The following is a 24,331-nucleotide window of genomic DNA, read 5'->3' as shown; positions in this document are numbered from 1 at the left end:
GGGTCGGGCGGGGCAGGGGCAGCAGAACGGCACCTCCGGCTCACGGGGGACGAGTCGGAGGTGCCGCGTTTATGGTTGCGGGCTCAACTAATCCCGCTGCGAGGGAGAACCTAGTTGTTCCCCGGAACGCGGTCAACCACTCCGTCGAACGCCGAGGTCCGCGTGACGCGTCCGGTCCGGCCGTCCACCAGGAGCTGGGCGTACGGCCGGCTGGGGTCCCGCGCGAAGTGCGCCGCCTCGGCCGCCGACCAGCGCTCCCAGAACGCCGCCAGCTCCGGCCCGTCGCGCAACTCGCCCCGTGCACGGGCGGCTTCGGCGGGCAGCTCCATCCAGATCAGCGCGGCCAGCAGCGGTCGCACCGCACGCCGTCCGGCCCCGACTCCCTCGACGAGGACGACCGGCGCGGGCGGTACGTCGCACGCCCCCTCGAACCGCCGGCTCACCCAGTCGTAGACCCGGTGCCGGGCGTGCTCCCCGCGTGAGAGCGGCTCCAGCACCTGCCCGCGCAGCCGCCCGGTCCAGCCGAACAGCTCCTCGTGGGTCGCCAGGTCGTCCAGGTGCACGACCGGCGCCCCGCCCAGGGCCCGGGCGAGGCGAGCGGCGAAGGTGGTCTTCCCGGAGCCGGCATGGCCGTCCACGGCGACCAGCCGGACCGGTCCGCAGGACGGCGGCAGCGCCCCGAGCTGGGCGGCGAGTGCTTCCAGGCCGTCCGGGTGATCCATACCGGCCACTCTACGGGCCTGCGGCCGGGGCGCCGGATGCGCTGGTCAGGCGCCCCGTGACGGGCGGCCCGGGATCGGGCATACTCGCATCGCCAGCTATGTGAACGACCGTTTACCGCTGACCGGTGGCGGCCGAGCCACCCAGCACCCCCCAACGCGCCGTGCCCCACACCCCGGGGCCCGATCGAGGAGGCGACCCACCCTCATGAACGCCGCACCCCCCAAGCCCGTGGAACGTCAGCTGCCGAGCGACGAGGCCCGCGAACTTCTCGCCCTCACTCGTGACCTGGTCGACCGTGAACTGCTTCCCCGGGCCGCCGAGGAGGAGGCGGCCGGCCGCTTCCCGCGGGACGTCTTCCGCACCCTGGGCGAGGCGGGCCTGCTCTCCCTGCCGTACGCGGAGGCCGACGGCGGCGGCGAGCAGCCCTACGAGGTCTACCTCCAGGTCCTGGAGGAGCTCTCCTCCGGCTGGCTGGCGGTCGGCCTCGGGGTGAGCGTCCACACCCTCTCCTGCCACGCGCTGGCCACCTTCGGCAGCGCTGAGCAGCGCTCCCGCTGGCTGCCGGGGATGCTGGGCGGCGCACAGCTGGGCGCCTACTGCCTCTCCGAGCCGCAGTCGGGCTCCGACGCGGCCGCGCTGCGCACCCGCGCCGACCGTGACGGCGACGAGTACGTCATCAGCGGCACCAAGGCCTGGATCACGCACGGCGGGCAGGCCGACTTCTACAGCACCTTGGTGCGCACCGGCGAGGACGGCCCGCGCGGCATAAGCTGCCTGCTCGTCCCCGGTGACAGCGCCGGCCTGTCGTCCGCGCCGCCGGAGCACAAGATGGGCATGCAGAGCTCGCCCACCGCCCAGATGCACTTCGACGGCGTGCGGCTGAGCGCCGACCGGCTGGTCGGCGAGGAGGGCCAGGGCTTCCAGATCGCGCTCTCCGCGCTGGACTCCGGCCGGCTCGGCATCGCGGCCTGCGCGATCGGTGTGGCCCAGGCCGCGCTGGACCTCGCGGTGGACTACGCCCGGACCCGGCAGCAGTTCGGCCGGCCGATCGCCGACTTCCAGGGCCTGTCCTTCATGCTCGCGGACATGGCCACCCAGATCGAGGCCGGCCGCTCGCTCTACCTGGCCGCGGCCCGGCTGCGGGACGGCGGCCTGGCCTTCTCCAAGCAGGCCGCGATGGCCAAGCTGTTCTGCACCGACACCGCCATGCGGGTGACCACGGACGCGGTCCAGGTGCTCGGCGGCTACGGCTACACCCAGGACTTCCCGGCCGAGCGCTTCATGCGCGAGGCCAAGGTGCTGCAGATCGTCGAGGGCACCAATCAGATCCAGCGCCTGGTGATCGGCCGCCACCTCACCAAGGGCTGAGCCACCGGCTGAGTTTCACCCCGAACGAGTCGCGAGCCCGACGCCGAGGATCGGCGTCGGGCTCGCGGCCCGTTCGGGAGCCGCCGTGCTCAGTGGCGGACGAGCCGGGCGTCCGCGGGCTTGCGCATCGCCGGCACCCGGTGCATGCCGGGAGCGCCGCCCGGGCCGCCCGCGTGCGAGAACGGCTGGGTGCGCCAGTCCAGGACGACCGGCCGCGCGAGCAGCGCGGCGAGGGCGCTGTCGGTGTCGGTTCCCGGTTCGGGGCCGGTCTCCTCCAGGTCGTCCGCCGGCAGCCCCGACCCCGGGCACAGCGCGGGGGAGAACGGGTGCCAGGCGGTCCGCAGCACCGCGTGCTGCGGCAGCCGCTCCTCCTCGTCCACCAGGGCGATCGGGCGGTCGCACTCCGGGCAGTGCACGCGGAAGATCTCCCAGGACTCGGGCTCGCCGGGGTCGGCTCCCGGAGCGAGGTCGAGGCCCGGGGACAGCTCGTCGCCCTCCGGCCCGTCGAGCTCGGTCAGGGTGCTGTCGGCGCTGAGGGCGCGCTGGTCGGCTGCAGGCATCTGATCCCCCTTTGGATCTGGCCGGGCCGGCTCGGCCGGGGCCAACACGAGCACTTCCCGCCGAGGGGGGCTCATAACCCTGCAGGTGACGGCAGGGTGATGCACTGAAGTGTGGCCTTGGCCACATTCCCCTGGCACGTGCCACCGGCGCACTCGCGGGCCGCGCGCCGGGTGGGCCGAGCGGCTCCGGTATCTGGGGTAGGTTGACGCCTTGTGGAGGACCTCGACCAACGCATCGTCCAGCTGCTCGTCCAGGACGGGCGGATGAGCTACACCGACCTGGGCAAGGCGACCGGCCTGTCCACCTCGGCCGTGCACCAGCGGGTGCGCCGGCTGGAGCAGCGGGGGGTGATCCGCGGCTACTCGGCGATCATCGACCCGGACGCCGTCGACCTCGCGCTCACGGCCTTCATCTCGGTCAAGCCCTTCGACCCGAGCGCCCCGGACGACGTGCCCGACCGGCTCGCCCCGCTGCCCGAGATCGAGGCCTGCCACAGCGTCGCGGGCGACGAGAGCTACATCCTCAAGGTCCGGGTCTCCGCCCCCGGCGACCTGGAGGACCTGCTCGCCCGGATCCGCACCGCCGCCGGCGTCTCCACCCGGACCACCGTGGTGCTCTCCACCCCGTACGAGGCCCGGCCGCCCAAGCTGTAGGGCGCTGTCCGCCCGACCCGGTGTCCGAGGGGCGGACAAACCGGGTGCAGACTAGTGCGCATGACCGAACGCACCTCCCGCACCGTGCTGCTGCGCGGCGGAACCGTCTACAGCCCGGCCGACCCCTTCGCCACCGCGATGCTGATCGAGGGCGAACAGGTCGCCTGGGTCGGCAGCGAGGGCGCCGCGGACGGCTACGCCTCGGTCGCGGACGAGGTCGTCGACCTCGCCGGTGCGCTGGTCACCCCCGCCTTCGTGGACGCCCACGTGCACGCCACCTCGGCCGGCCTCGCGCTGACCGGCCTGGACCTCACCGGCTGCCCCACCCTCGCCGAGGCGCTCGCCCGGATCGCCGCGTTCGTCTCCGCCGCCTCCGGCGAGGGCCTGGCGGGCGGTGTGCTGATCGGCCACGGCTGGGACGAGAGCGGCTGGCCCGAGGGCCGCCCGCCGACCCGCGCCGAGCTGGACGAGGCGGCGGGCGGCGCCGCCATCTACCTCTCCCGCACCGATGTGCACTCGGCTCTGGCGTCCAGCGCCCTGCGCGGGCTCACCCCGGGGCTGGACGCCGAGCCCGGCTTCCACCCCGAGGCCCCGCTCACCCGCGACGCCCACCACGCCGTGCGCCGCACCGCCCTGGCCCACCTGACGGACGCTCAGCGCCGCGCCGCCCAACTCGCCACCCTGGAGCGCGCCGCCGCCCTCGGCATCGGCTCGCTGCACGAGTGCGCCGGGCCGGAGATCTCCTCCGAGCAGGACCTCACCGCGCTGCTGGCGCTGGCCGCCGAGCACCAGGGCCCCGAGGTCTACGGCTACTGGGGCGAGTTGGGCGGCGTGGAGACGGCCCGCCGGCTCGGCGCGGTCGGCGCCGGCGGCGACCTCTTCGTGGACGGCGCGCTCGGCTCGCACACCGCCTGCCTGCACGCGCCCTACCAGGACGCCGAGCACACCGGCACCGCCTACCTGACGGCCGACCAGGTCGCCGACCACGTCACCGCCTGCACCGAGGCGGGCCTGCAGGCCGGCTTCCACGCGATCGGCGACGCCGCGCTGAGCGCCGTCCTGGCGGGCGTCGGGACGGCGGTGGCCCGGCTCGGCCTGCCGGCCGTCAAGGCCCTGCGGCACCGGGTCGAGCACGCCGAGGCGCTGGACGACAAGGCCGTCGCGGCCTTCGCCGAGTACGGTCTGGTGGCCTCCGTACAGCCCGCCTTCGACGCCGCCTGGGGCGGCCCGGACGGCATGTACGTCCAGCGCCTTGGCGCGGAGCGGGCGGCCGGCCTCAACCCGTTCGCCGCGCTGCTGCGGGCCGGCGTGCCGCTGGCCTTCGGCTCGGACGCGCCGGTGACCGCGCTGGACCCCTGGGGCACCGTGCGCGCCGCCGCCTTCCACCGCACCCCCGACCACCGGATCTCGGTGCGGGCCGCCTTCAACGCGCACACCCGCGGCGGCTGGCGGGCGATCGGCCACGACCACGAGGGCGTGCTGGTGCCGGGCGCCCCGGCCAGCTACGCGGTCTGGGAGACCGGCGACCTGGTCGTGCAGGCCCCGGACTCGCGGGTCGCGGGCTGGTCCACCGACCCCCGCTCCGGCACCCCCGGCCTGCCCGACCTCACCCCCGGCGGCCCGCTGCCGGCCTGCCTGCGCACGGTGGTCCGCGGCCGGACCGTGTACCAGGCCGGACGTCCGGGCTGACCTGCGGATTCTCACCCGGCCGCGACTACCGGTGGCTCGCGGCGGGAGGTACCGTCGTCGGATACCCGCCGGAGCCCCGTACGGGCGCGCAGCGGCGTGTCCGCTCCGGCGGTGCGATACGGGCGCATGGCTGGTCGGTCCCAATCAGAGAGATGGTGCGCAGGTGGCATTGCCGCTCGACTCGGAGTCCCGGGTCCACGGCGCGGACGACGTGTCCGACGACTCCGCGGTGCCGACCGCGTCCGTGCGCTCCGGCCGGTTCGCCCGGCGCCGGGCCGTCATACGCGCCGGGCTGCCCCGCACGGCGCTGGCCGCCGTCGCGGGTCTGCTGCTCGCACTGGCCTTCCCGCCGTACGGCGTCTGGCCGCTGTCGATCGTCGCGGTGGCGTTGCTCTCGCTGCTGACCCGCGGCCGCACCGCGCGCCAGGGCGCCTGGACGGGCTTCGCCTTCGGTCTCCCGTTCTTCCTCGGGCTGCTCGACTGGATCCGGGTGATCGGCTCGGACGCCTGGGCCGGGCTCTCGACGGTCGAGGCGCTGTTCGTCGCCGCGCTGGGCGCCGGGCTCGCGCTGACCTCCCGGCTGCGTGGCTGGCCGTTCTGGGGGGCCTGCCTCTGGGTGGCCCAGGAGTGGGCCCGCGACCGGCTGCCGCTCGGCGGCTTCCCGTGGGGACGGCTGGCCTTCGCCAACACCGCCAGCCCGTACACGCCGCTGGCCGCGCTGGGCGGGGCGCCGCTGGTGACCTTCGCGGTCGCGCTGACCGGCGCGCTGCTGGCTTTCGTGGCGCTCCCGTACCTCCCGTACCTGCCGCTGCTGTCGCGTGCGGCGCGGCGCGGCGCTCCCGAGGCTGCTCCTGCCCCCGCGGCGCGCCGGCCGGTGCTGGTCCCGGCGCTCGCCGGGGCCTGCGCGGTGGTGGTGGCGGTGGCCGGCTACGCCGTCCCGGTCCCCACCAACGCCGACGCCACCACCAAGGTCGCCGTCATCCAGGGCAACGTCCCGCACCCGGGGATGGACTTCCTCGGCCGTCCGATGCAGGTGCTCGACAACCACGCCGACGCCACCGACCGGCTGGCCGCCGCCGTCAAGGCGGGCAAGGCGCCGCAGCCCGACGTGGTGATCTGGCCGGAGAACTCCTCCGACATGGATCCGTACAGCGATCCCGCCGCCTACGAGCGAATCGACGAGGCGGTCAAGGCGATCGGTGTGCCCACCCTGGTCGGCGCCCTGGTCGACGGCCCGGACAACCAGCACGTGCAGAACGAGGGCATCGTCTGGGACCCGGCGATCGGCCCGGGGGCCCACTACACCAAGCAGCACCCGGTGCCGTTCGGCGAGTACGTGCCGTTCCGCTCGGTGCTGATGAAGGTCATCACCCGCCTGCAGCGGGTCGCCCGGGACTTCTACCCCGGCAAGACGAGCGGCGTGCTCCAGCTGGGACCGGCCAGGATCGGCGATGTGATCTGCTTCGAGGTCGCGTACGACGAGATCGTCCGGGACACCGTCGACGACGGCGGCCGGGTCATCGTCGTGCAGACCAACAACGCCACCTACGCGCGCAGCGGCCAGCCCGACCAGCAGCTGGCGATGTCCCGGCTGCGCGCGGTCGAGCACGGCCGGGCCGTGGTGATCGCCGCGACCAGTGGGATCAGTGCGATCATCCGGCCGGACGGCACGGTCGAGAGCCGTACCGCCGAGCTGGTGCCCGCCGAACTGAGCGCGGACGTGCCGCTGCGCGACGGAAAGACCGTCGCCGACCGGGTGGGCGCCGCGCCGGAGTGGACGCTCTCCGTCCTCGGCCTGCTGGCCTGCGGCGGAGCCCTCCTGGCGGGCCGCCGCCGACGCACCGACGGCGGAACACCCGAGGCCCCCGAACCGTTGACCACTGTGGCGACCTAGCCGGTCAGGAACCCCGTCCGCCGGCGTGCCGTTCGCCGCGATGGAGTGGAACCGTACCGTGACCCACGAAGCATTCCCCGCCGCCCATGGCGGTGCCCCCCATGGCGGTGCCCCCGCCCCCGGGCGTCCCGCCGGGCGTCGTTTCCGGCTGCGCCGGGTGGTCCCGCTCGTGGTGACCGTCTGGCTGGTGCTGGAGATCTGGCTGCTGGTCCAGGTCGCCTCGCTGATCGGCTGGTTCCTGGTGCTGGCCCTGCTGGTCGGCGGTGCCGCGCTCGGCGGCTCGCTGGTCAAGCGGGCCGGCCTGAAGGCCTTCCGGGCGGCGACCGCCTCGTTCGAACAGGGAGCCGTGCCGCCGTCCGGCGCGGCCGAGACCGGCACCAGCCTGACCGTGCTGGCCGGCCTGCTGCTGATCCTGCCGGGCTTCCTGTCGGACGTGCTGGGCCTGACCCTGCTCTTCCCGCCGACCAGGGCGCTGTGGCGGCTGCTCGGCCGCCGGGTGGCCGGCTCCGCGCTGCGCGGCTCCGCCCCCGCCGCGGCCGCCCCGCTCGCGGACGCGCTGCGCCTGCAGGAGCAGCTGCGGATCCACCGGCCGGACGGCAAGGTGATCCAGGGCGAGGTGGTCGACGAGCCGACCGACCGGCCGTAGAGCATAAGACCGACCGGCAAATGGTGGGCGGCGTCGCGGCCCGATGGCTCTCGCCTGGACGGCTTCTCCTCAGTCACCGCAGCTCCGCTGCTGCTCCCTCGTCGGCACCGCCCAGACTCGGCCCTCGACCCGCTCCTTCCTCCACCCACCATTTGCCGGTCGGTCTAAGAACTGCCGAAGGGCCCCGAACCAGAGTTCTGGTTCGGGGCCCTTCGGCAGTTCTTCCGCCCGGGGGCGGTTACTCAGGCGCTCTTACGGGTGTCCCGCGGGTGAACCGCGAGGTTCATCCCACCGGAGCGGAGCACGGCCAGCCTCTCGGCCAGCACCTCCTCCAACTCCTCACGGGTCCGGCGCTCCATCAGCATGTCCCAATGGGTCCGGGTTGGCTTGGTCTTCTTCTCCTCCGGCTCGTCACCGTCCAGCAGGACGGCTTCGGTGCCGCAGAAGCGGCACTCCCACGCCGAGGGGATCTCCGCCTCGACGGAGAAGGGCACCTCGAAGCGGTGTCCGTTCTGACATGCGTACTCGACGGTCTGGCGGGGGGCCAGGTCGATGCCACGGTCGGTCTCGTAGCTGGTGGCCCCAAGTCGCGTGCCGCGGAGAGCTCGCTCGCTCATGAATCGTGCCTCCAGGGCTTATGGCCCACAGGACTAGTTGGTCGCTGTCTTCGTCGTTCGGTCAACGCTCGGCCGCCGACGAAGATTCCCGTACCGGGACATGCGTCGTCTGTCGTGCCGCCCCTGTTTGTACCCATCTCCGTCCGATTTGTCACATCTGGAGCCGGATATCACCCTGAGTGCCGCGAAATTCGCACCCTGTGACCGAATGTCTCTTGTTTCCGGAGCGTAATGGCCTTCCGGAGGGTACTGGTGCGATACCTGAATTGGCCATTCCGTCGCGCGGCCGGTCGGGTGGCGGCACCCGCCCCTCGCCGCTCAGAGCAGCGGCGCGGGCCGCGCCCGGCGCTCCTTGCCGAGTTCCACCCGTACCGGCGGCTCACTCTCCCGGCCGACCTCGGGCGCCGCCTGCGGCATCGGCGGGGCGGCGGCCTCGGTGCGGGTGTCGCGGTGCGGGAGCAGCGAGATGACGGCGTCGCGCAACCGGGCCGGCGCCTCGTCGTCCAGCGGGTCGACGGTGGCCGGCACCTGGACGCGGATCGGGGCCGTCGTGCCGATCCGGGCGTAGCCGCGGCCGGGCGGGGTCAGCGCGGCGGGGGCGATGTCCAGCGGGACGCCGAGCGCGCAGCGCAGGTCGTCCTGGGCGGCGCAGCCGAGCACCACCCGGGCCCGGGTGGTGGCGCGCACGGTGGCCGAGATCCGGTCGACGGCCTCGATCGCGTCGACCACCACCACGGTGACCCTGGCCGCGCGGCCGTGCCGCAGCGGGGTCTCCAGCAGGTCCTGCGGGTCGGGGCGGCCCTCCGCCTGGGCGAGTTCGCTGAGCTCGGTGGGGTGGTCGAGCAGCAGCCAGAGCGGGCGGGTGACGTCGGCGGGGGCGGGCGTGCCGTTGTGTCGCGCGGTGTTGAGCGCGGCGATCCGGCGCTCCGTCTCCTGGGCCGCCCAGTCCAGCGCGGCCAGTGCGCCGTGCAGGCTGGTCTCCACGGTGTGCACGCCGGGGCGGTTGACCAGGCAGGCGTGCTCGCCGGTGCCGGCGCCGTCGACCACCAGCAGGTCGCCGTGCACCAGCGCCTGCAGGGCGATCGTGCGCAGCAGGGTGGAGGTGCCCGAGCCGGCCGCGCCGAGCGCCAGCAGGTGCGGCTCGGAGGAGCGGGGGCCGGTGCGCCAGATGACCGGGGGCTGGTGGCTGGGGCCGCCGTCCTGGCTGACCGGGATCATCCGCTGGGTGGCCAGCGCGTCGGTGAAGCCGAGCACGATCTCGCCGGGGGCGGTCACCCAGCTCTGCGCGGGAAGGTCGACGGGGAGCGGCGCCAGAGCGGTGACCCGGAGCTTGTTGCACTCCTCGTCCCAGTCGAAGCGGTACTCGCGGGCCCGGCCGGCCTTGCCCTGCACCACCTGTTCGACCCGGGCCCGGGCGGCCGGCTCGGTGTCGGTGAAGTAGGCCGGGTAGCCGAGCTCCAGGGCGCAGAGCCGACCGTCGCCGTCGAACTCCCAGCCGGCGAAGACGTTCTTGTAACTGCCGTCCGGGCTGTAGAGCGGGCAGACGTCCTCGGGGGAGGCGAGGTAGGGGGTGAGCGCGGCGTAGAGAGCGGTCAGCTTCAGGTCGGCGACGTCCGGCTCGGGCGCCGTGGCGGCCTTGGGCTGGCGGCCGACCCAGGCGGCGCTGGCGACCAGCGCGACCACGGCCAGCAGGGGGCCGTGCGGCAGCAGCACGATGCCGACCAGGGCGGCGGCGGTGAGCAGCAGGGTCGGGCCGCGGCGGTCCTTGGGGGTGGCCTGCCAGCGGCTCCTGGCCCAGTCGGCGTGGCGGCGCAGGCCGCGTCCGATCAGAGCGAGCGGCGCGAACATGTCGTTGGCGTGGTCACCGGCGGTGCGTGCGAGGTCGCGTCCTCGGGTGAGGTGGCGGTTGAGGGACATGGTCCTGACTCCCCGGGCGGGTGGGACGAATAGGGACGGCCCGGGGCGGTGGGATCCGCGCCCGGGCCGGTGGGCCTCCGAGGGGGAGGCCCCGGGACCGAGAGGTCAGAACTTGATGCCGCCGAGCAGGTTGGCCAGGCTCGCGCCGCCCGCCTGAATGCTCGGGGCGATGGCGGTGCCGGCGAGGTAGAAGCCGAAGAGGGAGCAGACCAAGGCGTGCGACACCTTGAGCCCGTCCCGGCGGAAGAAGAGGAAGGCGATGGTGCCGAACAGGACGATGCCGGAGATGGACAGGATCACGGGGTCTGCTCCTCGGTGCGGGGGGACAGGAAGGACCACTGCCGTGGGAATGGCGGCGGTGAGCGGTCCGCGAAGCCATACAGGGGACAGTGTCACGGAAAGTTCCCTTATCGTGACAAAAAGTAATAGATGATGGAACGGCGCAAATGGGTGGACTTTCCGCGAAGCCGCAGGCCGGGGGTGGGGTGAGGTGCTTTCGGCTCCCTCGCGGCGGCCCTGCGGGCCTGGCGGGCCCGGCATCCCGGGGGCCTCTCCGGGACGGTTGCTGCTGTGACGGGTGTGACGAATGGGGCTGGTGAGGAACCGGTGTCATTCCCCCGAACGGGTGCGTGACCGATCGCCCGGTGTGTCGTGCGTGATGGCCGAATCGCGGACAGTCCTGGCCCGGGCGTCAGCGGCCGGTTACGGTGCGGGGGCACCACGCGGCGGGCCGGTGCGCGCCGCTGTGGACTCTCCTGTCAACCCTCCGTAGTGAAGGGCCCGAGATGGCCGACGAGCGCGAACCCCAGAACCTTGCAGAGACCCCTGCCGACGAGCAGGGCGCCGATGCCGAGCTGATCGAGCTGGCGGGCCGGATCTTCGGCGCCGCCCGTTCCGGCGACCAGGCGGCGCTGGCCGCCTTCCTGGACGCGGGGACGCCGGCGAACCTGTCGAACGACCGAGGCGACACCTTGCTGATGCTGGCCGCCTACCACGGGCACGCGGAGGCGGTCCGGGTGCTGCTGGCGCACGGCGCGGACCCGGACCGGGCCAACGACCGGGGGCAGACCCCGCTGGCCGGGGCCGTCTTCAAGGGAGCCGACGACGTGCTGGACGCCCTGCTGGAGGGCGGCGCGGACCCGACGGCCGGGCAGCCGTCGGCCGTCGTCACGGCGCAGATGTTCGGCAAGGACGACCTGTTGGCGCGGTTCGCCGCGCGCTGAGGCGGCGGGGTAACGGGGTGGCCCCAGGCGGGCCGTGGACCTGCTCCCAGGCGGTTTCGAGTCCGGACCGACGGTAGATCATCAGGTCCTATGCTTGTCTGTCATGGAGCTCCGTACGACTGGCTATGACCACCCCGACGCCCAGCTGCTGACCGCCGAGGTCCAGCAGGAGTACATCCGCCGCTACGGCGAGGTGGACGAGACGGTGATGCACCCGGAGCACTTCGTGCCGCCGCAGGGGACCTTCGTGGTGGCCTACCTGGACGGCGCGCCGGTCGCCTGCGGCGGCTGGCGCGCCAAGGAGAGCGGCGGCCCGGGACTGCAGGACGGGGACGCCGAGCTGAAGCGGATGTTCGTCCTCTCGGCGGCCCGTGGCAAGGGGCTGGCCCGGGCCGTGCTGCGTCATCTGGAGGGCTCCGCCGCCGAGGCGGGCCGAGCCAGGGTCATTCTGGAGACCGGCACCGAGCAGCCCGAGGCGGTCGCGCTCTACACCTCGGAGGGCTACCAGCCGATCACCAAGTTCGGCATCTACCGGGAATCGCCGCTGAGCATCTGCCTGGGCAAGGAGCTCGGCCCGGCCTGAGCCCGGACCGTCCGCGGGTGGCCGGCGGTGATCGAATGCCCGGTGCGCAAGACTTCTTCACATTCTGCGCGATTTCCCGCGTGCGATGCCGCCGGTTGGCTGGTTACTTGACTGGTCACGGTGAATTCCGATTACTCCGGACGTGGGTTCATTCCCCCCGGAGGTGCATAAACCGTGAATAGGGCGGTTGGGCTGGGCTAGCGTCATCCCCGCTGCGTCAGTGGGGTGGCCTCCGGAATCGTCCGGGTCACCTGTCATGCCCATCCGCTATTTCCCGGGAGACACCGTGCACGAAAATTGCCAACCGGAAAGCAGTGCGGCCGCATCCGCCGGTCGCCGGCTCGCGGTGAACGCGCTCGCCGCTGACGGTCCTTACCGCCGTCGTGTCACCACCGGAGCACAGCGATGAACGGGGGCCGACTGGACACGCGGCCGACCGCGCAGCCGCAAACGCCCTCCGCCACCGTGCCGCCGGAGGCGCCGGACGCGCCGGTCACGCTTGCCGAGTCCGACGAGAACGCGCATGTCCTCTGCTGCCCCACCCGGTGGAGCGATGTCGACGAGAACGGGCACATCAACAATGCCCGGTTGGTCGGCTACATCCAGGAGGGAATCCACGACCTCTTTTACCACCACGCGCGGGCCGTGCGGGATTCGCTCTTTCCGGCCGGATTCCTGATCGCCCGGCACGAGATCGATTATCTTCAGCAGCTGCACCACCAGCCGGAGCCGCTGCTGGTGCGGTTGCAGGTGGAACGGCTCGGGCGCAGTTCCGCCCAGGTGCGGGTGGACGTCTGCCGTGAGCCGTTCACCTACATGACGGCCCGTACGGTCGTGGTCGCCCGCGACCGGACCTCCGGGCGGTCGCGGAAGCTGAGCCAGTCGGAGCGGCGCTTCCTGTCGGACTATCTGACGGACAGTCCGCATCTGGCGCAGGCGCAGGGGCCGTCCAAGGCCCAGGCGAAGCCCGTGCAGCCGAAGAAGATGGCGTCGCCCAAGGTGCCGCAGGCCAGGTCGAGGTCCCGGGCCGCCGCCCTGCCGAGGAGCCGCCGGGGCTGAGTACCGCGGGCCGTCGGACCCGCCCGCCCTGCGGGGAGCGGGCGGGTCCGACGGCACGTCAGGAGACCACGGCCTGCGCGTCGATCTCCACCAGCATCGCCTCGTTCGGCAGCTCCACGAAGACCGTGGTGCGGCAGGGCTTCACGCCGGAACCGATGTGCTCCTCGATGAACTCGGCGTAGGCCTCGTTCATCGGGGCGAAGTCCGCGCGGGTGGTGAGGTAGACCCGGAACATCAGCACGTCCTCCACGCGGGCCCCGGCCGCCTCGACGATCGCCCGGACGTTCTCCAGGGTGCGCCGGGTCTGCGCCTTCACGTCGCCGGGGTGGAGGTAGGCGCCGGTCTGCGGGTCCTGCGGGCCCTGGCCCGAGACCTGCACGATCGGGCCCTTGCGGACGCCCTGGGAGAACAGCCAGGCCGGCGCCGGGGCGCCGTCGGTGCGGATCTCGGTCTTCTCGGCGTAGTCACTCATGTCGCTCGGCTTTCTCTGGGCGGATCGGGGGGTCAGGGGGTGGCGCCGCAGTCGGCGGAGACCGCGGCGGCGGTCGCCAGCAGCTGCGGGAGCAGGTCGAGCACGCGTTCGTAGGGCAGGACCAGGTCCGGCACCGAGATCGACGCGGCGGCCACCACCCGTCCGGTGGCGTCCCGGACCGGGGCGGCGACGCAGTTCATGAACGGCTCGTGCTCGGCGTGGTCCTGCGCCCAGCCCTGGCCGGCCACCGTCGCCAGCTCGCCCAGCAGGGCCTGCGGGGTGCGCAGCGTGCGGGTGGTGAAGGGGGTGAAGTCGATCCGGGCCACCGCCCTGCGGCGCTCGGCGGGCGGCAGGTCGGCCAGCAGGACCTTGGAGACCGCCGCGCAGTGCAGCGGCACCGGCAGCCCGATCCGCGAATACATCCGCACCGGCTGGCGGGACTCGTACTTGTCGATGTAGACCACCTCGCCGCCCTCGTAGGCCGCCAGGTGCACGGTCTGCCCGGTGGCGGCGTTCAGCTCGGCCAGGTGGGCGGCGGCGATCCGGCGCACCGGACGCTGTTCCAGGGCGCGGCTGGAGAGCGCGAAGAGCCCGGCGCCCAGGTGGTAGCGGTAGTCGGCGTCCCGGTGGACCATCCGGGCCTCCTCCAGGCTCTGCAGCAGCCGCAGCACCGTGGTCTTGTGCACGGCGAGCAGCGCGGCGAGCTGGTCGAGTGAGCGCGGGCCCTCGCCGAGCTCGGTGAGCAGCCGCAGGGCACGGGTGACGGTCTGGCTCATCGGTCTCTCCTGGGCCGGGTGTCGGTGAGTACGGGGGAGACGATGCCGGACGCGTCGACCCTGGTCGCGGCCCACTGCGCGGGCGTGGCGTCCAGCAGGGCCGCGACGTCCCCGGCGGGGGGCAGCGGGCCGCGGTCGCCGTGGGCGGTCAGTGCGGCGGCGGCGCAGAGGTGGCCCAGGCGCAGCCGGCGGCGCTGGTCGAGGCCGCGCAGGGTGGCGTGCAGGTAGCCGGCGGCGAACGCGTCGCCCGCGCCGGTGGGCTCCACCACGGCCACCGCCAGGGCGGGTTCGGTCACCGTGCGGCCGCTCGCGCCGACCGCGGTGGCCCGCCGGTCGGCGTCCTTGACCACCAGCGTGGCGGGCGAGGGCAGCAGGGCGCGCAGGGCGGCCGGGTCGCCGGTGCCCAGCACGGCTTCGGCCTCGTCGGCGCCGAGCAGCACCACGTCGGCGGCGTCCAGCAGGGCGGGCAGGACGGAGCTGTCGCGGCCGTGCCAGAGCGTCGGGCGCCAGTTGAGGTCGAAGCTGACGGTGCGGCCGGAGCGACGGTCCGCCAGCAGGGCGCGGAGCAGGGCGAGGCAGCTGTCGGAGAGGGCCGCGCTGATCCCGGACAGGTGCAGCAGCTCGGCGCCGGCTATCAGCGCGGCCGCCGCCGGGTCGTCCAGGAGCGCCGGACCGAGGGCGGCCGCGGCCGAGCCGGTGCGGTAGTAGTGCAGGCGGCTGCGGCCCGGGCCCAGATCGCGCGGGTGGGTGCCGGGGGAACCGATCTCCTTGACGTACAGCCCGGTGGGGCGCTGCGGGTCGACGGCGACGGCGGAGGTGTCCACGCCGTGGGCGGCGAGTTCGCCGGTCAGCCGGCGGCCGAAGCCGTCGTCACCGACCCGGCTGATCCAGGCGGTCGGGGTGCCCAGAGCGGCCAGGGTGCAGGCGACGTTGGACTCCGCGCCGCCGATGGTGTGCCGGAAGGTCTCGACGGTCTCCAGTGGTCCGGTCCGGTCCGGAAGCAGGACGGCCATCGACTCACCGAGACAGACCGCTGCGGCAGTTGCCACCGAAACGCACACCCCTTCGTTGACCCTGGTTGCGGGTCGATGCTAGAACCGGAGAAGCAACATATGCAAAGGATGTTGCGGATGTTGCAACATCCCAGTTCGGAGGTGCAGTGGTGATCCAGTCCAAGGCAAGTGGTCCGGCCGGCTCGGGGATCGACGCGGCGCGGGTGGCCGCTCTCGCCGACGAACGGCTGGACTGGCGGTTCAAGGCCGTCCCGGCGGCGGCCTCGGGGCTGACGGTCGCCGAGTACCTGGCCACCGGGCCGACCCTGGACGACTTCGGGACCCCGCTGCTGACCCTGGACGCCGGTGCCATGGCGCACAATCTGCGCACCATGGCCGACTGGGCCGCCGAGGCCGGGGTGCGGCTCGCGCCGCACGGCAAGACCACGATGGCGCCGGCGCTCTGGCGCGACCAGCTGGAGGCCGGCGCCTGGGCGATCACGCTGGCCAACCTGCCGCAGCTGCGGGTCGCCCGCGCCTTCGGGGTGCGTCGGGTACTGCTCGCGAACTCCCTGCTGGACGCGGCCGGACTGGCTTGGCTGGCCGGCGAGTTGGACGCCGACCCGGAGTTCTCGGTGAGCTGCTGGGTGGACTCGGTGCAGAGCGTGGAGCTGATGGACCGGGCGTTGCGCGCGGCCGGGGCCCGGCGCCCGGTGGAGGTGTTGGTCGAACTCGGCGGCCCCGGCGGGCGGACCGGCGCCCGCGACCTGGAGAGCGCTCTCCAGGTCGCCCGGGCCGCGTACGGCGCGGACACCCTGCGGCTGTCCGGCCTCGGCGGCTACGAGGGCGCGCTCGCCCACGACGCGACCGCGGCCGGGCTCGCGACGGTCGAGCGCTACCTGGAGCAACTCGCCGCACTGCACGGCCTGGTACGGGCCGAGGGGCTCTTCGGGCAGGCCGCGGAGGTGGTGCTGACGGCCGGCGGCAGCGCGTACTTCGACCAGGTCGCCCGGGTGCTGACCCCGATCGCGCGGGCCCACCCGGACACCTGCGTGGTGCTTCGCGCCGGCGCCTACCTGGTGCACGACGACGGCTTCTACCGGGGCATCTCGCCGCTGGTCCGGGGCGCCGAGGGTGGGCCGCTGCGCTCGGCGATGCACGGCTGGGCCCGGGTGGTCTCCCGGCCCGAGGAGCAACTCGCCCTGCTGGATGGTGGAAAGCGCGACTTCCCGTACGACGAGGGCCTGCCCGAGCCGCAGTCGGTGCGCACCGCCGACGGACTGCGCAAGCTGACCGGCGCGGTGACGGCGGTCAACGACCAGCACGCGTTCCTGCGCGAGGCGGGCGAGCTGGCACCGGTCGGCGCGGTCGTCCGGCTCGGCCTCTCGCACCCCTGCACCGCCTTCGACAAGTGGACCCTGATCCCGGTACTGGACGACGCGGACCGTGCGAACCCCCGGGTGGTCGACCTGGTCCGGACGTTCTTCTGATGCCCGACCTGCTCTTCCGCGGTGCCACCGTGATCGACGGCACCGGCGCCGAGCGCCGGCGCGCCGACGTCACGGTCGACGCGGGTGTGATCACCGCCCTGGGTGATGGCTTGACGGGTCGTCAGGTGATCGACGCCGAAGGGCTGGTGCTCGCACCGGGGTTCATCGACATGCACGCCCACTCCGATCTGCGGCTGCTGGTCGAGCCGGACCACCCCTCCCGGGTCACCCAGGGCGTCACCTGTGAGCTGCTCGGCCAGGACGGCCTGTCGTACGCGCCGGTGGACGACGTCACGCTTCCCCAGCTGCGCCGCCAACTGGCCGGCTGGAACGGCGATCCCGACGGCTTCGGGTGGGACTGGCGCACGGTCGGGCAGTACCTCGACCGGCTGGACCGGGGGATCGCGGTGAACGCCTGCTATCTCGTCCCGCACGGTTCGCTGCGGATGATGGTGTTGGGCTGGCAGGACCGCCCGCCCACGCCGCAGGAGCTGGCGCGGATGCGCGAGTTGCTCGGGCAGGGGCTGCACGAGGGCGCCGTCGGCCTCTCCAGCGGGCTGAGCTACCCGCCCGGCATGTACGCCGGGACCGCCGAACTGGTCGCGCTCTGCGAGCTGGTGGCCGCCTACGGCGGGTTCCACGCGACGCACCAGCGGTCGTACGGGAAAGGCGCGTTGGAGGGCTATGCGGAGATGGTGGAGATCTCCCGGCAGTCCGGCTGCCCGCTCCACCTGGCGCACGCGACGATGAACTTCGGCGTCAACGCGGGCCGGGCCGGGGAGCTGCTGGAGCTGCTGGACCGGGCGATCGCGGACGGCTGTGACCTCACCCTGGACAGCTATCCCTATCTGCCGGGATCCACCACGCTGGCGGCCCTGCTGCCCGGTTGGGTGGCCGAGGGCGGTCCGGCGGCAGCTCTGGCGCGGCTCGGCGACCCGGTGGCCCGGATGCGGATCGGGCGTGAGCTGGAGCAGACCGGCAGCGACGGCTGCCACGGGGTGGTGGTCGACTGGGCGACCGTCCAGATCTCCGGCGTGCGCGACCAGCGGCTCGCCGCGGCGGTCGGTTCCACCGTCGCCCAACTGGCCGACGCTCGCGGCAGCAGCGGGACAGAGGTCTTCTTCCAGCTGCTGCGGGACGACGAGTTGGGCACCACGATCCTCCAGCACGTCGGCCACGAGGAGAACGTCCGGGCCATCATGCGCCACCGCGCGCACACCGCCGGCAGCGACGGCCTGCTGGTCGGCGCCCGGCCGCACCCGCGGGCCTGGGGCACCTTCCCGCGCTATCTCGGGTACTACGCGCGGGAGTTGGGGGTGCTCACGCTGGAGGAGGCGGTGGCCAGGATGACCGGCCGGCCGGCCCGCCGGTTGCGGCTGGAGCGGCGCGGCCTGATCCGGCCCGGTTACCACGCCGACCTGGTGCTCTTCGACCCGCAGACGGTCGGGGCCACCGCCACCTTCGAGGACCCGTGCCGGCCGGCCGCCGGCATCCAGCACGTCTACGTCAACGGCACCGCCGTGCTGCGGGACACCCGTCCCACCGGGGCGCTTCCCGGCCGCGCGCTGCGCCGTACCGAGCAGGGGACCCGAGCCCGATGAGCCTTCCGTCCACCGAGCAGGCCCTGGAGCTGCGGGCCGCGCTGAGTGCCGACCCCGTGATCGCGGTGGTCCGGGCGCCCCGGATACCCGACCCCGCCGCGCTCTGCGCGGCGCTGGCCGAAGGGGGCATCCGCTGGGTCGAGTTCACCTTCACCACGCCGGGGGTGACGCAGGCGCTGGCCCGGGCGTCGGCGGCCGGCACCGGCTGCCGGATCGGCGTCGGCACCGTCCTGACGGCCGAGCAGGCCGAACGCGGCATCGAGGCCGGAGCGTCGTTCCTGGTCACCCCCGGCTGCCGCGCGCAGGTCGCGCGGGCGGCGCGGGAGGCGGGCGTCCCGGTGGTGCTCGGTGCGCTCACGCCGACCGAGGTCGCCGAGGCGGTGGAGCTGGGGGCGGCGGCGGTCAAGATCTTCCCCGCCAGGGCCTTCGGGCCCGGCTACTTCAAGGACCTGGCCGGCCCCTATCCGGACGTCCCGCTGGTGGCCTCGGGCGGCGTCAGCACGCTGAACGCGGCCGACTTCCTGGCACACGGCGCGCTGGCGGTCTGCGCGGGGACGGAGGTGGTGGCCCCGGAGCTGGTGGCGGCCGCCGACTGGGCCGCGATCACCCGCCGGGCACGGCTGTTCACCGCCGCGCTCGGGCGGCGGTGAACAGCCGATAGCGCCGCGTACTTGGCTCAGAGCTTCGGCAGGAAGGCGTCGGCGATCACCTGGTAGCCGGTGTCGTTGGCGTGGATGTCGCCGCGCGCCATGTTGGTCCAGGTCATGATGCGGTCCACGTTCAGCGGCACCTGCTGGCCGGCCAGCGGGACCAGCGGCAGGAAGGAGTTGGTGCTGAACGCCTTGGCGACGTCGGCCGTCGGCACGCCGTGCAGCGCGTCGACGACGTCCAGCGTGGTGTTCAGGGTGTCGGCCAGCGGCACCGAGAGGCCGGCCAGCACCTTGCCCTGGCCGCCGGTCATCCAGGCGGCGAGGAAGGGGTCGTAGAGGTTCATCCCGACGATCTTCGTATGCGGCCCGGCCACCGCCTTGAGCCTGCCCAGGATCGTGCCGAGGTCCTGGCCGGCCGTGACGATGCCCTTGGTCGCGCAGGCGATGTCCAGGTTGCCGCCGGTGGCGCAGCCGTCCACGTTGTTGGCGCCGATGTCGAGGGTGACCGTGACATCGTCGTGGCGGTGGGCCAACAGGTAGGCGACCGCGGCGTCGATCTGCGCACCGGCGTACGGGTGCGGGTACGGGCAGCCGCCGTTGATCATCGAGCCGGTGGTCTCGCCCGGGCAGCCCAGGTCGGTGAAGGAGAACGCGTGGCCGGAGTGCGCGGCGCGCTCGCCGAGGGTGCGGGCGAGATCCTGGGCGTAGCCGTGGCCGACCTCGCTGCCGCCGCCCGGCAGGGTCTGGTAGCCCGCCGCGAGCGAGTCGCCGAGGGCGAGGTAGTAGTGCGGCGCGCGGTTCTCGGCGGCGGAGGCGGGGGCGGCCGAGACGCCGAGCAGGGCGCCGCCGAGCAGGACGGCGCAGGCCGCCCGGTGTCTGCGACCGGACAGAAGTGAACGCATGGACCCTCCCGAGGTGACCCGCCCGCCGCCCGGGTGGCGCGGCGCGGGTCGAACCCGGGTGAGGTTACTGCCTGGTAGATCGGCTGGTAAGGGGGCTGACCAGGAAATCTTCCTGGCCGTCGATCTCGTTACAGCGGGGTGCTCGCGGACCGGGCGGCGGACGCGTCGGGGCCGGTGGCCGCCGTGGGTGCGGTGAGCGCCGCGACGGCCCGGCGGGCCTCGTCGGCGGAGGGGGAGTCGACGTCGCGGGCGGCCACCGCGGCCAGCGCCGCCCGGTACGCGACGTCGAGGGCGTCGGCCGGCGCGGTCTCGATGTCGGGGGTGATGCCGGTGCCCTCCCAGTTGTCGCCGGAGGTCGGGTTGATGGCGCGGGCGACCGGGATCGTCGCCTCCAGGTGTGGGTGGACGGTGAAGCCCTGGCGCGGGTTCGCGCCGCCGCCGGTACGCTCGCCGACCACTACGGCCCGGCCCAACTGCTGGAGGTCGTAGGTGAGTTCCTCGCCACCCGAGAAGGTGGCCCGGCTGGTCAGCAGGTAGAGCGGCTTCTCGCCGCCGAACTTCGCGCCCGGCACGTACGGCAGGCTCCAGAACTGGATGTAGTCGTCGTCCTCGCGGTCGTACAGGGTGTTCAGGTGGGTCGGCTGGTCGAGCAGGTAACTGGCGATCTGGGCCACGGTGTTGGGGTGGCCGCCGACGCAGGCACGCAGGTCGATGACGAGCGCTTCGGCGCGGGCCACCAGGTTGAGCGCGGCGGTCACCGACTCGCCGGTCATCGAGAGCGGGAACAGGATCGGGGCCAGCTCCAGGAGTGCGACACCGCCGGCGAGCCGCTCGATCTTCGGCACGCCGCCGAGCGAGAGGTCGGCGGCGTGGGTCATCTCGGCCAGCACGGCGCCGTCCGCGCCGTCCGGTATCGGGCGGGGGTGGAACTTCAGCCGCAGGTGGCGGTCGTTGTTGACCGACTGCAGGTCCTCGGTGGCCAGCCGGCCCAACTCCGCCGGGTCCGCCGCCTGGTGGTAGCGGCCTGCGGCGAGGCGGTCGTCGAGCAGTGCGGCCAGCTGGGCGCCGACCTCGGGGAAGACGTACCGCTCGACGACCAGACGGCGGGTCTCGCCGATGACGGCGGTGATCTCTGCGGGCTGGAGCTGGGTCATGGCGTTTCCCCCTGGAAGCGTGTGGCGGTGCGTTCGAGAGGAGTAGATCATGGGTTCAATGAAAGCGTCAACAAATCTCGACGCTTAAATCGGTGCGAACACGCCGACGGCGTGCCGGTGACTCGTCACCGGCACGCCGTCGCGGAACTTCCTCGCCTGGGGGCGCTGCTCTGTCAGGGGGCGCTGATCAGGCCCAGGGCGATCAGGTCGTCCAGCGGTTCGATCACGCTGCAGGTGCCGAAGGCGGTGAATCCCCGCCGGGTGGCGGCGATCTGATCGTCCGTCAGCTTCTCGGCGAGGCCGGCCAGGACGGTCCCGGAGCGCTCGGCGAGAAGCTCGGCCAGCTCGGCCCGGGTGCCGCCCTCGGCCGCCGCGTGGGTCGCCAGCAGGACGTTGAGGAACCCGTGGTGCTCGAAGCCGGTGGCCGGGTCGGTGTGCCGCAGTGCGTTGTGCAGACCGGCGGTGCACTTGAACGCCAGCTCGCGCTCGGCGCAGGCCAGCAGGAACGCGGCGAGCTCGTCCTCGCTCGGGAAGGCTGCGGCCGCCGTCCCGCCGGTGCGGAACTTCGCGCGGTACGGCGTCCCGGCCAGCACGTCCAGGGCGGCCGGGACGCCGGGCCCGCGCGGCACCTCGACGGCGCCTGCGGCGCCCTCCGGCAGCAGTGCCTCGTACGCGGCCAGCACCCGGCGGACTCCTTCGGCGGCCTCGACGCCCGGGTCGGCGGCGACCTCGGCGCCTACCACCCGCAGGCCGCGCCCGGCTGCCGCGGCCCGCAGTGCCGGCTCGAGGCCGGTGCTGCCACTGGGCACGATCACGCCGATCCGCAGGTCCTCGGGGTCCTGGGCGACCAGCGTCGCCAGTCCGCCGGCGCCGCACAGGAAGGGGCCCACCAGCTCCGCGTACCAGGCGGTGCGGTGCACCAGGTGCGCGGGAACGGCCTGCTCCAGCGGCAGCTCCCCGGGCGGGAAGATCGCGGCGTCGTCGCAGAGTCCGCTGAAGAGCGGGGGCACGGCGCTCCGGTGGGTCGTCATGGGTCCCGTCCTTATACGTGTCGACACAGGCTCTGAGCCTGCCTCAGCCCGGCCGTGCAATCAAGGTCGGGCCGGTCGCGGGCGGCAGGGGCGACGGCGACACGCCGTCGAACGGGTGAGGATGCCAGATCGCCGACCCGAAAGGCGTAACGCTGGGTGCCGTCGGCGTTGCCGGAGGTGAGGTTTTCGCGCCGCCCGTCGTGGGTATTAGTGCGCGCCGCCCATCCCGGCCGCGCCCCTCGCGGATCTGACGGTCCGTCAAGTCCCTTCGCCGGTGAGCGTATGGAGGGCGTTAAGAGTATTTCCGGCGGATGAATTGGATCCGCATCGCCATGCGTCCCCGACGAAGGCTATGAGCCCCGGCGGGAGAAAGCTCAAATCATCCTCAAATATTGGTCCAGACTTTAGCTCTAAAGTTGTCAGTGGGCGTCACCAGCTGCTCTGACCTGCGCAGATGCCGTCTCGTGGGCATGGTGCGACGAATTGAGAGTTTCATGCTATGAGGTCACTCGAACGTAACTATTCGGCCATTGGGTCTTTGCAGATCCCTAATCGGCGGTTAGCGTTTGGCCACTCTCACTCCGCCGTCATTGAAGAGGGTTCGTGACATGGCAGTTGTTGACACAATATCTCCGCCTACCTCCGGATCGGGGAGCAAGCTCCGCCGCGAGATCGGACTGATCGGCCTGCTCTGGGCGTCGGTCGGCTCGATCATCGGCTCGGGCTGGCTGTTCGGAGCCAAGGGCGCGGTGGTCGTCGCCGGACCGGCGGCCGTCATCTCGTGGGGGATCGGGGCCGTCGCGATCGTGCTGCTCGCACTGGTCCACGCGGAGCTCGGGGGGATGTTCCCGGTAGCAGGCGGCACGGCTCGCTACCCGCACTACACCTTCGGCGGACTGGCCGGCATGTCCTTCGGCTGGTTCTCCTGGCTTCAGGCGGCCACTGTGGCGCCGATCGAGGTTCAGGCCATGATCGGCTACGCCGGTCACTGGTCCTTCGCGACCGGCTTCCTCAACACCAACGGCACCCTGACCAAGTCGGGCTTCGCAGTCTCGGTGCTGCTGATGGCGGTCTTCGTGGCCGTCAACTTCCTCGGCGTCCGCCTGCTGGCCCGCACTAACAGCGTCGCCACCTGGTGGAAGGTCGCCATCCCGCTGGTGACGATCTTCGTGCTCGCGATCAGCAACTTCCACCCGGGCAACTTCACCTCACACGGCTTCGCGCCGTTCGGTGTCAAGGGTGTGCTGGGCGCGATCAGCACCAGCGGCATCATCTTCGCGCTGCTCGGCTTCGAGCAGGCGATCCAGCTCTCCGGTGAGAGCAAGAACCCCAAGCGGGACATCCCGCGCGCGGTGATCGGTTCGGTCTTCATCGGCGCGGTCATCTACACCCTGCTCCAGGTCGTCTACATCGGCGCCCTGCCCGGCAGCTCCTTCGTCCACGGCTGGGCCAACCTCGCCTATCAGGGAATCCAGGGTCCGTTCGCCGGTCTGGCCACCGTCGTCGGCCTGGGTGTGCTGGCCTGGGTGCTGTACGTGGATGCAGTGATCTCCCCGGCAGGAACCGGTCTCATCTACACCACCTCCACGTCGCGGATCTCCTACGGCCTGGCCAAGAACGGCTACGCTCCCCAGCTGTTCGAGCGCACCGACACCCGCGGCGTGCCGTGGTTCGGCCTGATCATCTCCTTCGCCACCGGCGTGATCTGCTTCCTGCCCTTTCCCAGCTGGCAGGCGCTGGTCGGTTTCATCACCTCGGCCAGTGTGCTGATGTACGCCGGCGCCCCGCTCGCGCTCGGAGTGCTGCGCAAGCGACTGCCGGACCGTGAGCGCCCCTACCGGCTGCCGCTGGGCGAGATCATCTCCCCGCTCTCGTTCGTGGTTGCCGGTCTGATCATGTACTGGGACGGCTGGGACACCCTGTGGCGTCTGGGCGTCGCGATCCTGCTCGGCTACCTGCTGCTCGGCTCCTACGCCGCGTACGCGATCAAGAAGCGGCTTCCGAACGCGCCCCGGCTCAACTGGAAGGCCGCGCAGTGGCTGCCGGCTTACCTGGTCGGCATGGGCCTTATCTCCTGGCAGGGTGGTTTCGGCCCCAACGCCAAGAACAACATCCCGCTCTGGTGGGACATGGGCCTGGTCGCGGTCTTCTCTCTCGCCATCTACTACTGGGCCCGCGCCGTGGCGCTGCCCGCCGAGGAGATCGAGCGGAACATCGCCGACGTCGAGGTCGTCGACGAGGGCGGTCACTGACAGCACCGCACCACTGAAGTACTCGTAGCACCCGCATGACGGCCGACGCCGCCCAGGTCACCCGACCTGGGCGGCGTC

The 24,331-nt window shown here is 72.8% G+C and carries 23 protein-coding genes; 12 read left to right on the top strand and 11 right to left on the bottom strand.

The window, feature by feature from the left end; genetic code table 11:
* Window positions 1-110: 110 nt before the first annotated feature.
* On the bottom strand, window positions 111-722 hold the full coding sequence (locus tag BS80_RS09480) for a uridine kinase family protein (protein WP_051966404.1): 612 nt from the start codon (window positions 720-722) through the stop codon (window positions 111-113).
* A gap of 205 nt (window positions 723-927) precedes the next feature.
* On the opposite strand from BS80_RS09480, the gene BS80_RS09475 reads away from it, so the two are divergent.
* Complete coding sequence (locus tag BS80_RS09475) at window positions 928-2,091, top strand: acyl-CoA dehydrogenase family protein (protein WP_035795464.1); 1,164 nt, start codon at window positions 928-930, stop codon at window positions 2,089-2,091.
* A gap of 89 nt (window positions 2,092-2,180) precedes the next feature.
* Here BS80_RS09475 and BS80_RS09470 read toward each other — a convergent pair whose 3' ends face one another.
* The gene (locus BS80_RS09470; protein WP_051966403.1) at window positions 2,181-2,651 is read right to left on the bottom strand and encodes a hypothetical protein; all 471 of its coding nucleotides are present in this window, start codon (window positions 2,649-2,651) and stop codon (window positions 2,181-2,183) included.
* A gap of 213 nt (window positions 2,652-2,864) precedes the next feature.
* Between BS80_RS09470 and BS80_RS09465 the strand changes: the two genes are divergently transcribed.
* The 4 genes from BS80_RS09465 (at window position 2,865) to fxsA (ending at window position 7,534) form a co-directional block, all read left to right on the top strand.
* Window positions 2,865-3,305 (top strand): Lrp/AsnC family transcriptional regulator, encoded by a 441-nt coding sequence (locus BS80_RS09465; protein ID WP_035795462.1) that lies wholly within the window; start codon window positions 2,865-2,867, stop codon window positions 3,303-3,305.
* Window positions 3,306-3,365: 60 nt separating this feature from the next.
* Window positions 3,366-4,994 carry an amidohydrolase gene (locus BS80_RS09460; RefSeq protein WP_035795459.1) on the top strand — a complete coding sequence of 543 codons (1,629 nt, stop codon included), beginning with the start codon at window positions 3,366-3,368 and terminating at the stop codon, window positions 4,992-4,994.
* Window positions 4,995-5,157: 163 nt separating this feature from the next.
* Window positions 5,158-6,888 (top strand): apolipoprotein N-acyltransferase, encoded by a 1,731-nt coding sequence (gene lnt, locus BS80_RS09455; protein WP_408607356.1) that lies wholly within the window; start codon window positions 5,158-5,160, stop codon window positions 6,886-6,888.
* A 58-nt stretch (window positions 6,889-6,946) separates the two neighbouring features.
* The gene (gene fxsA / locus BS80_RS09450; protein WP_051966583.1) at window positions 6,947-7,534 is read left to right on the top strand and encodes an FxsA family membrane protein; all 588 of its coding nucleotides are present in this window, start codon (window positions 6,947-6,949) and stop codon (window positions 7,532-7,534) included.
* Window positions 7,535-7,776: 242 nt separating this feature from the next.
* Here fxsA and BS80_RS09445 read toward each other — a convergent pair whose 3' ends face one another.
* The 3 genes from BS80_RS09445 to BS80_RS09435 form a co-directional block, all read right to left on the bottom strand.
* Entirely contained in the window at window positions 7,777-8,151 is a 375-nt protein-coding gene (locus tag BS80_RS09445; RefSeq protein WP_035795456.1) for an RNA polymerase-binding protein RbpA, read from the bottom strand.
* A 318-nt stretch (window positions 8,152-8,469) separates the two neighbouring features.
* On the bottom strand, window positions 8,470-10,068 hold the full coding sequence (locus BS80_RS09440) for a hypothetical protein (RefSeq protein WP_083974462.1): 1,599 nt from the start codon (window positions 10,066-10,068) through the stop codon (window positions 8,470-8,472).
* A gap of 105 nt (window positions 10,069-10,173) precedes the next feature.
* Complete coding sequence (locus BS80_RS09435) at window positions 10,174-10,368, bottom strand: hypothetical protein (RefSeq protein WP_035795453.1); 195 nt, start codon at window positions 10,366-10,368, stop codon at window positions 10,174-10,176.
* A 485-nt stretch (window positions 10,369-10,853) separates the two neighbouring features.
* Here BS80_RS09435 and BS80_RS09430 point away from each other — a divergent pair, with 485 nt between their 5' ends.
* From BS80_RS09430 to BS80_RS37550, 3 genes are all read left to right on the top strand, one after another.
* Window positions 10,854-11,291: an ankyrin repeat domain-containing protein gene (locus tag BS80_RS09430; protein ID WP_035795449.1), complete on the top strand. Its 438-nt coding sequence runs from the start codon at window positions 10,854-10,856 to the stop codon at window positions 11,289-11,291.
* Between the two features lie 103 nt (window positions 11,292-11,394).
* Window positions 11,395-11,874, top strand: a complete 480-nt coding sequence (locus BS80_RS09425) for a GNAT family N-acetyltransferase (protein ID WP_035795446.1) — start codon at window positions 11,395-11,397, stop codon at window positions 11,872-11,874.
* Window positions 11,875-12,279: 405 nt separating this feature from the next.
* Window positions 12,280-12,933, top strand: a complete 654-nt coding sequence (locus BS80_RS37550) for an acyl-CoA thioesterase (protein ID WP_051966401.1) — start codon at window positions 12,280-12,282, stop codon at window positions 12,931-12,933.
* 58 nt (window positions 12,934-12,991) lie between these two features.
* On the opposite strand, the gene BS80_RS09415 is transcribed toward BS80_RS37550, so the two are convergent.
* From BS80_RS09415 to BS80_RS09405, 3 genes are read right to left on the bottom strand one after another with little or no spacing between them, the layout of a single operon-like run.
* On the bottom strand, window positions 12,992-13,405 hold the full coding sequence (locus tag BS80_RS09415) for a RidA family protein (RefSeq protein WP_035795435.1): 414 nt from the start codon (window positions 13,403-13,405) through the stop codon (window positions 12,992-12,994).
* A 32-nt stretch (window positions 13,406-13,437) separates the two neighbouring features.
* Entirely contained in the window at window positions 13,438-14,181 is a 744-nt protein-coding gene (locus BS80_RS09410; RefSeq protein ID WP_035795425.1) for an IclR family transcriptional regulator, read from the bottom strand.
* On the bottom strand, window positions 14,178-15,230 hold the full coding sequence (locus BS80_RS09405; protein ID WP_083974460.1) for a sugar kinase: 1,053 nt from the start codon (window positions 15,228-15,230) through the stop codon (window positions 14,178-14,180). Before BS80_RS09405 ends, BS80_RS09410 begins: the two co-directional genes overlap by 4 nt.
* Before the next feature lie 113 nt (window positions 15,231-15,343).
* Here BS80_RS09405 and BS80_RS09400 point away from each other — a divergent pair, with 113 nt between their 5' ends.
* The 3 genes from BS80_RS09400 to BS80_RS09390 are packed head-to-tail and all read left to right on the top strand — an operon-like array spanning window position 15,344 to window position 18,914.
* On the top strand, window positions 15,344-16,663 hold the full coding sequence (locus tag BS80_RS09400; RefSeq protein WP_332262162.1) for a type III PLP-dependent enzyme domain-containing protein: 1,320 nt from the start codon (window positions 15,344-15,346) through the stop codon (window positions 16,661-16,663).
* The gene (locus BS80_RS09395; RefSeq protein ID WP_035795423.1) at window positions 16,663-18,264 is read left to right on the top strand and encodes an N-acyl-D-amino-acid deacylase family protein; all 1,602 of its coding nucleotides are present in this window, start codon (window positions 16,663-16,665) and stop codon (window positions 18,262-18,264) included. The genes BS80_RS09400 and BS80_RS09395 overlap by 1 nt, the downstream gene beginning before the upstream one ends.
* Window positions 18,261-18,914 (top strand): bifunctional 4-hydroxy-2-oxoglutarate aldolase/2-dehydro-3-deoxy-phosphogluconate aldolase, encoded by a 654-nt coding sequence (locus tag BS80_RS09390; protein ID WP_051966398.1) that lies wholly within the window; start codon window positions 18,261-18,263, stop codon window positions 18,912-18,914. Before BS80_RS09395 ends, BS80_RS09390 begins: the two co-directional genes overlap by 4 nt.
* Window positions 18,915-18,940: 26 nt before the next feature.
* On the opposite strand, the gene BS80_RS09385 is transcribed toward BS80_RS09390, so the two are convergent.
* From BS80_RS09385 to BS80_RS09375, 3 genes are all read right to left on the bottom strand, one after another.
* The gene (locus BS80_RS09385) at window positions 18,941-19,816 is read right to left on the bottom strand and encodes an SGNH/GDSL hydrolase family protein (protein ID WP_051966397.1); all 876 of its coding nucleotides are present in this window, start codon (window positions 19,814-19,816) and stop codon (window positions 18,941-18,943) included.
* Between the two features lie 128 nt (window positions 19,817-19,944).
* Window positions 19,945-20,970, bottom strand: coding sequence for a S41 family peptidase (locus tag BS80_RS09380; RefSeq protein ID WP_051966396.1), 1,026 nt, complete (start codon window positions 20,968-20,970; stop codon window positions 19,945-19,947).
* Between the two features lie 173 nt (window positions 20,971-21,143).
* The gene (locus BS80_RS09375) at window positions 21,144-22,001 is read right to left on the bottom strand and encodes a hypothetical protein (protein WP_035795420.1); all 858 of its coding nucleotides are present in this window, start codon (window positions 21,999-22,001) and stop codon (window positions 21,144-21,146) included.
* A gap of 608 nt (window positions 22,002-22,609) precedes the next feature.
* On the opposite strand from BS80_RS09375, the gene BS80_RS09370 reads away from it, so the two are divergent.
* Entirely contained in the window at window positions 22,610-24,253 is a 1,644-nt protein-coding gene (locus BS80_RS09370; RefSeq protein ID WP_035795417.1) for an APC family permease, read from the top strand.
* Window positions 24,254-24,331: the final 78 nt, after the last annotated feature.

The organism is Kitasatospora mediocidica KCTC 9733, assembly GCF_000744225.1.
GTDB lineage: Bacteria > Actinomycetota > Actinomycetes > Streptomycetales > Streptomycetaceae > Kitasatospora > Kitasatospora mediocidica.
Note: the sequence above shows the minus strand (reverse complement) of the source record. Positions and strands in the feature narration are given on the sequence as shown.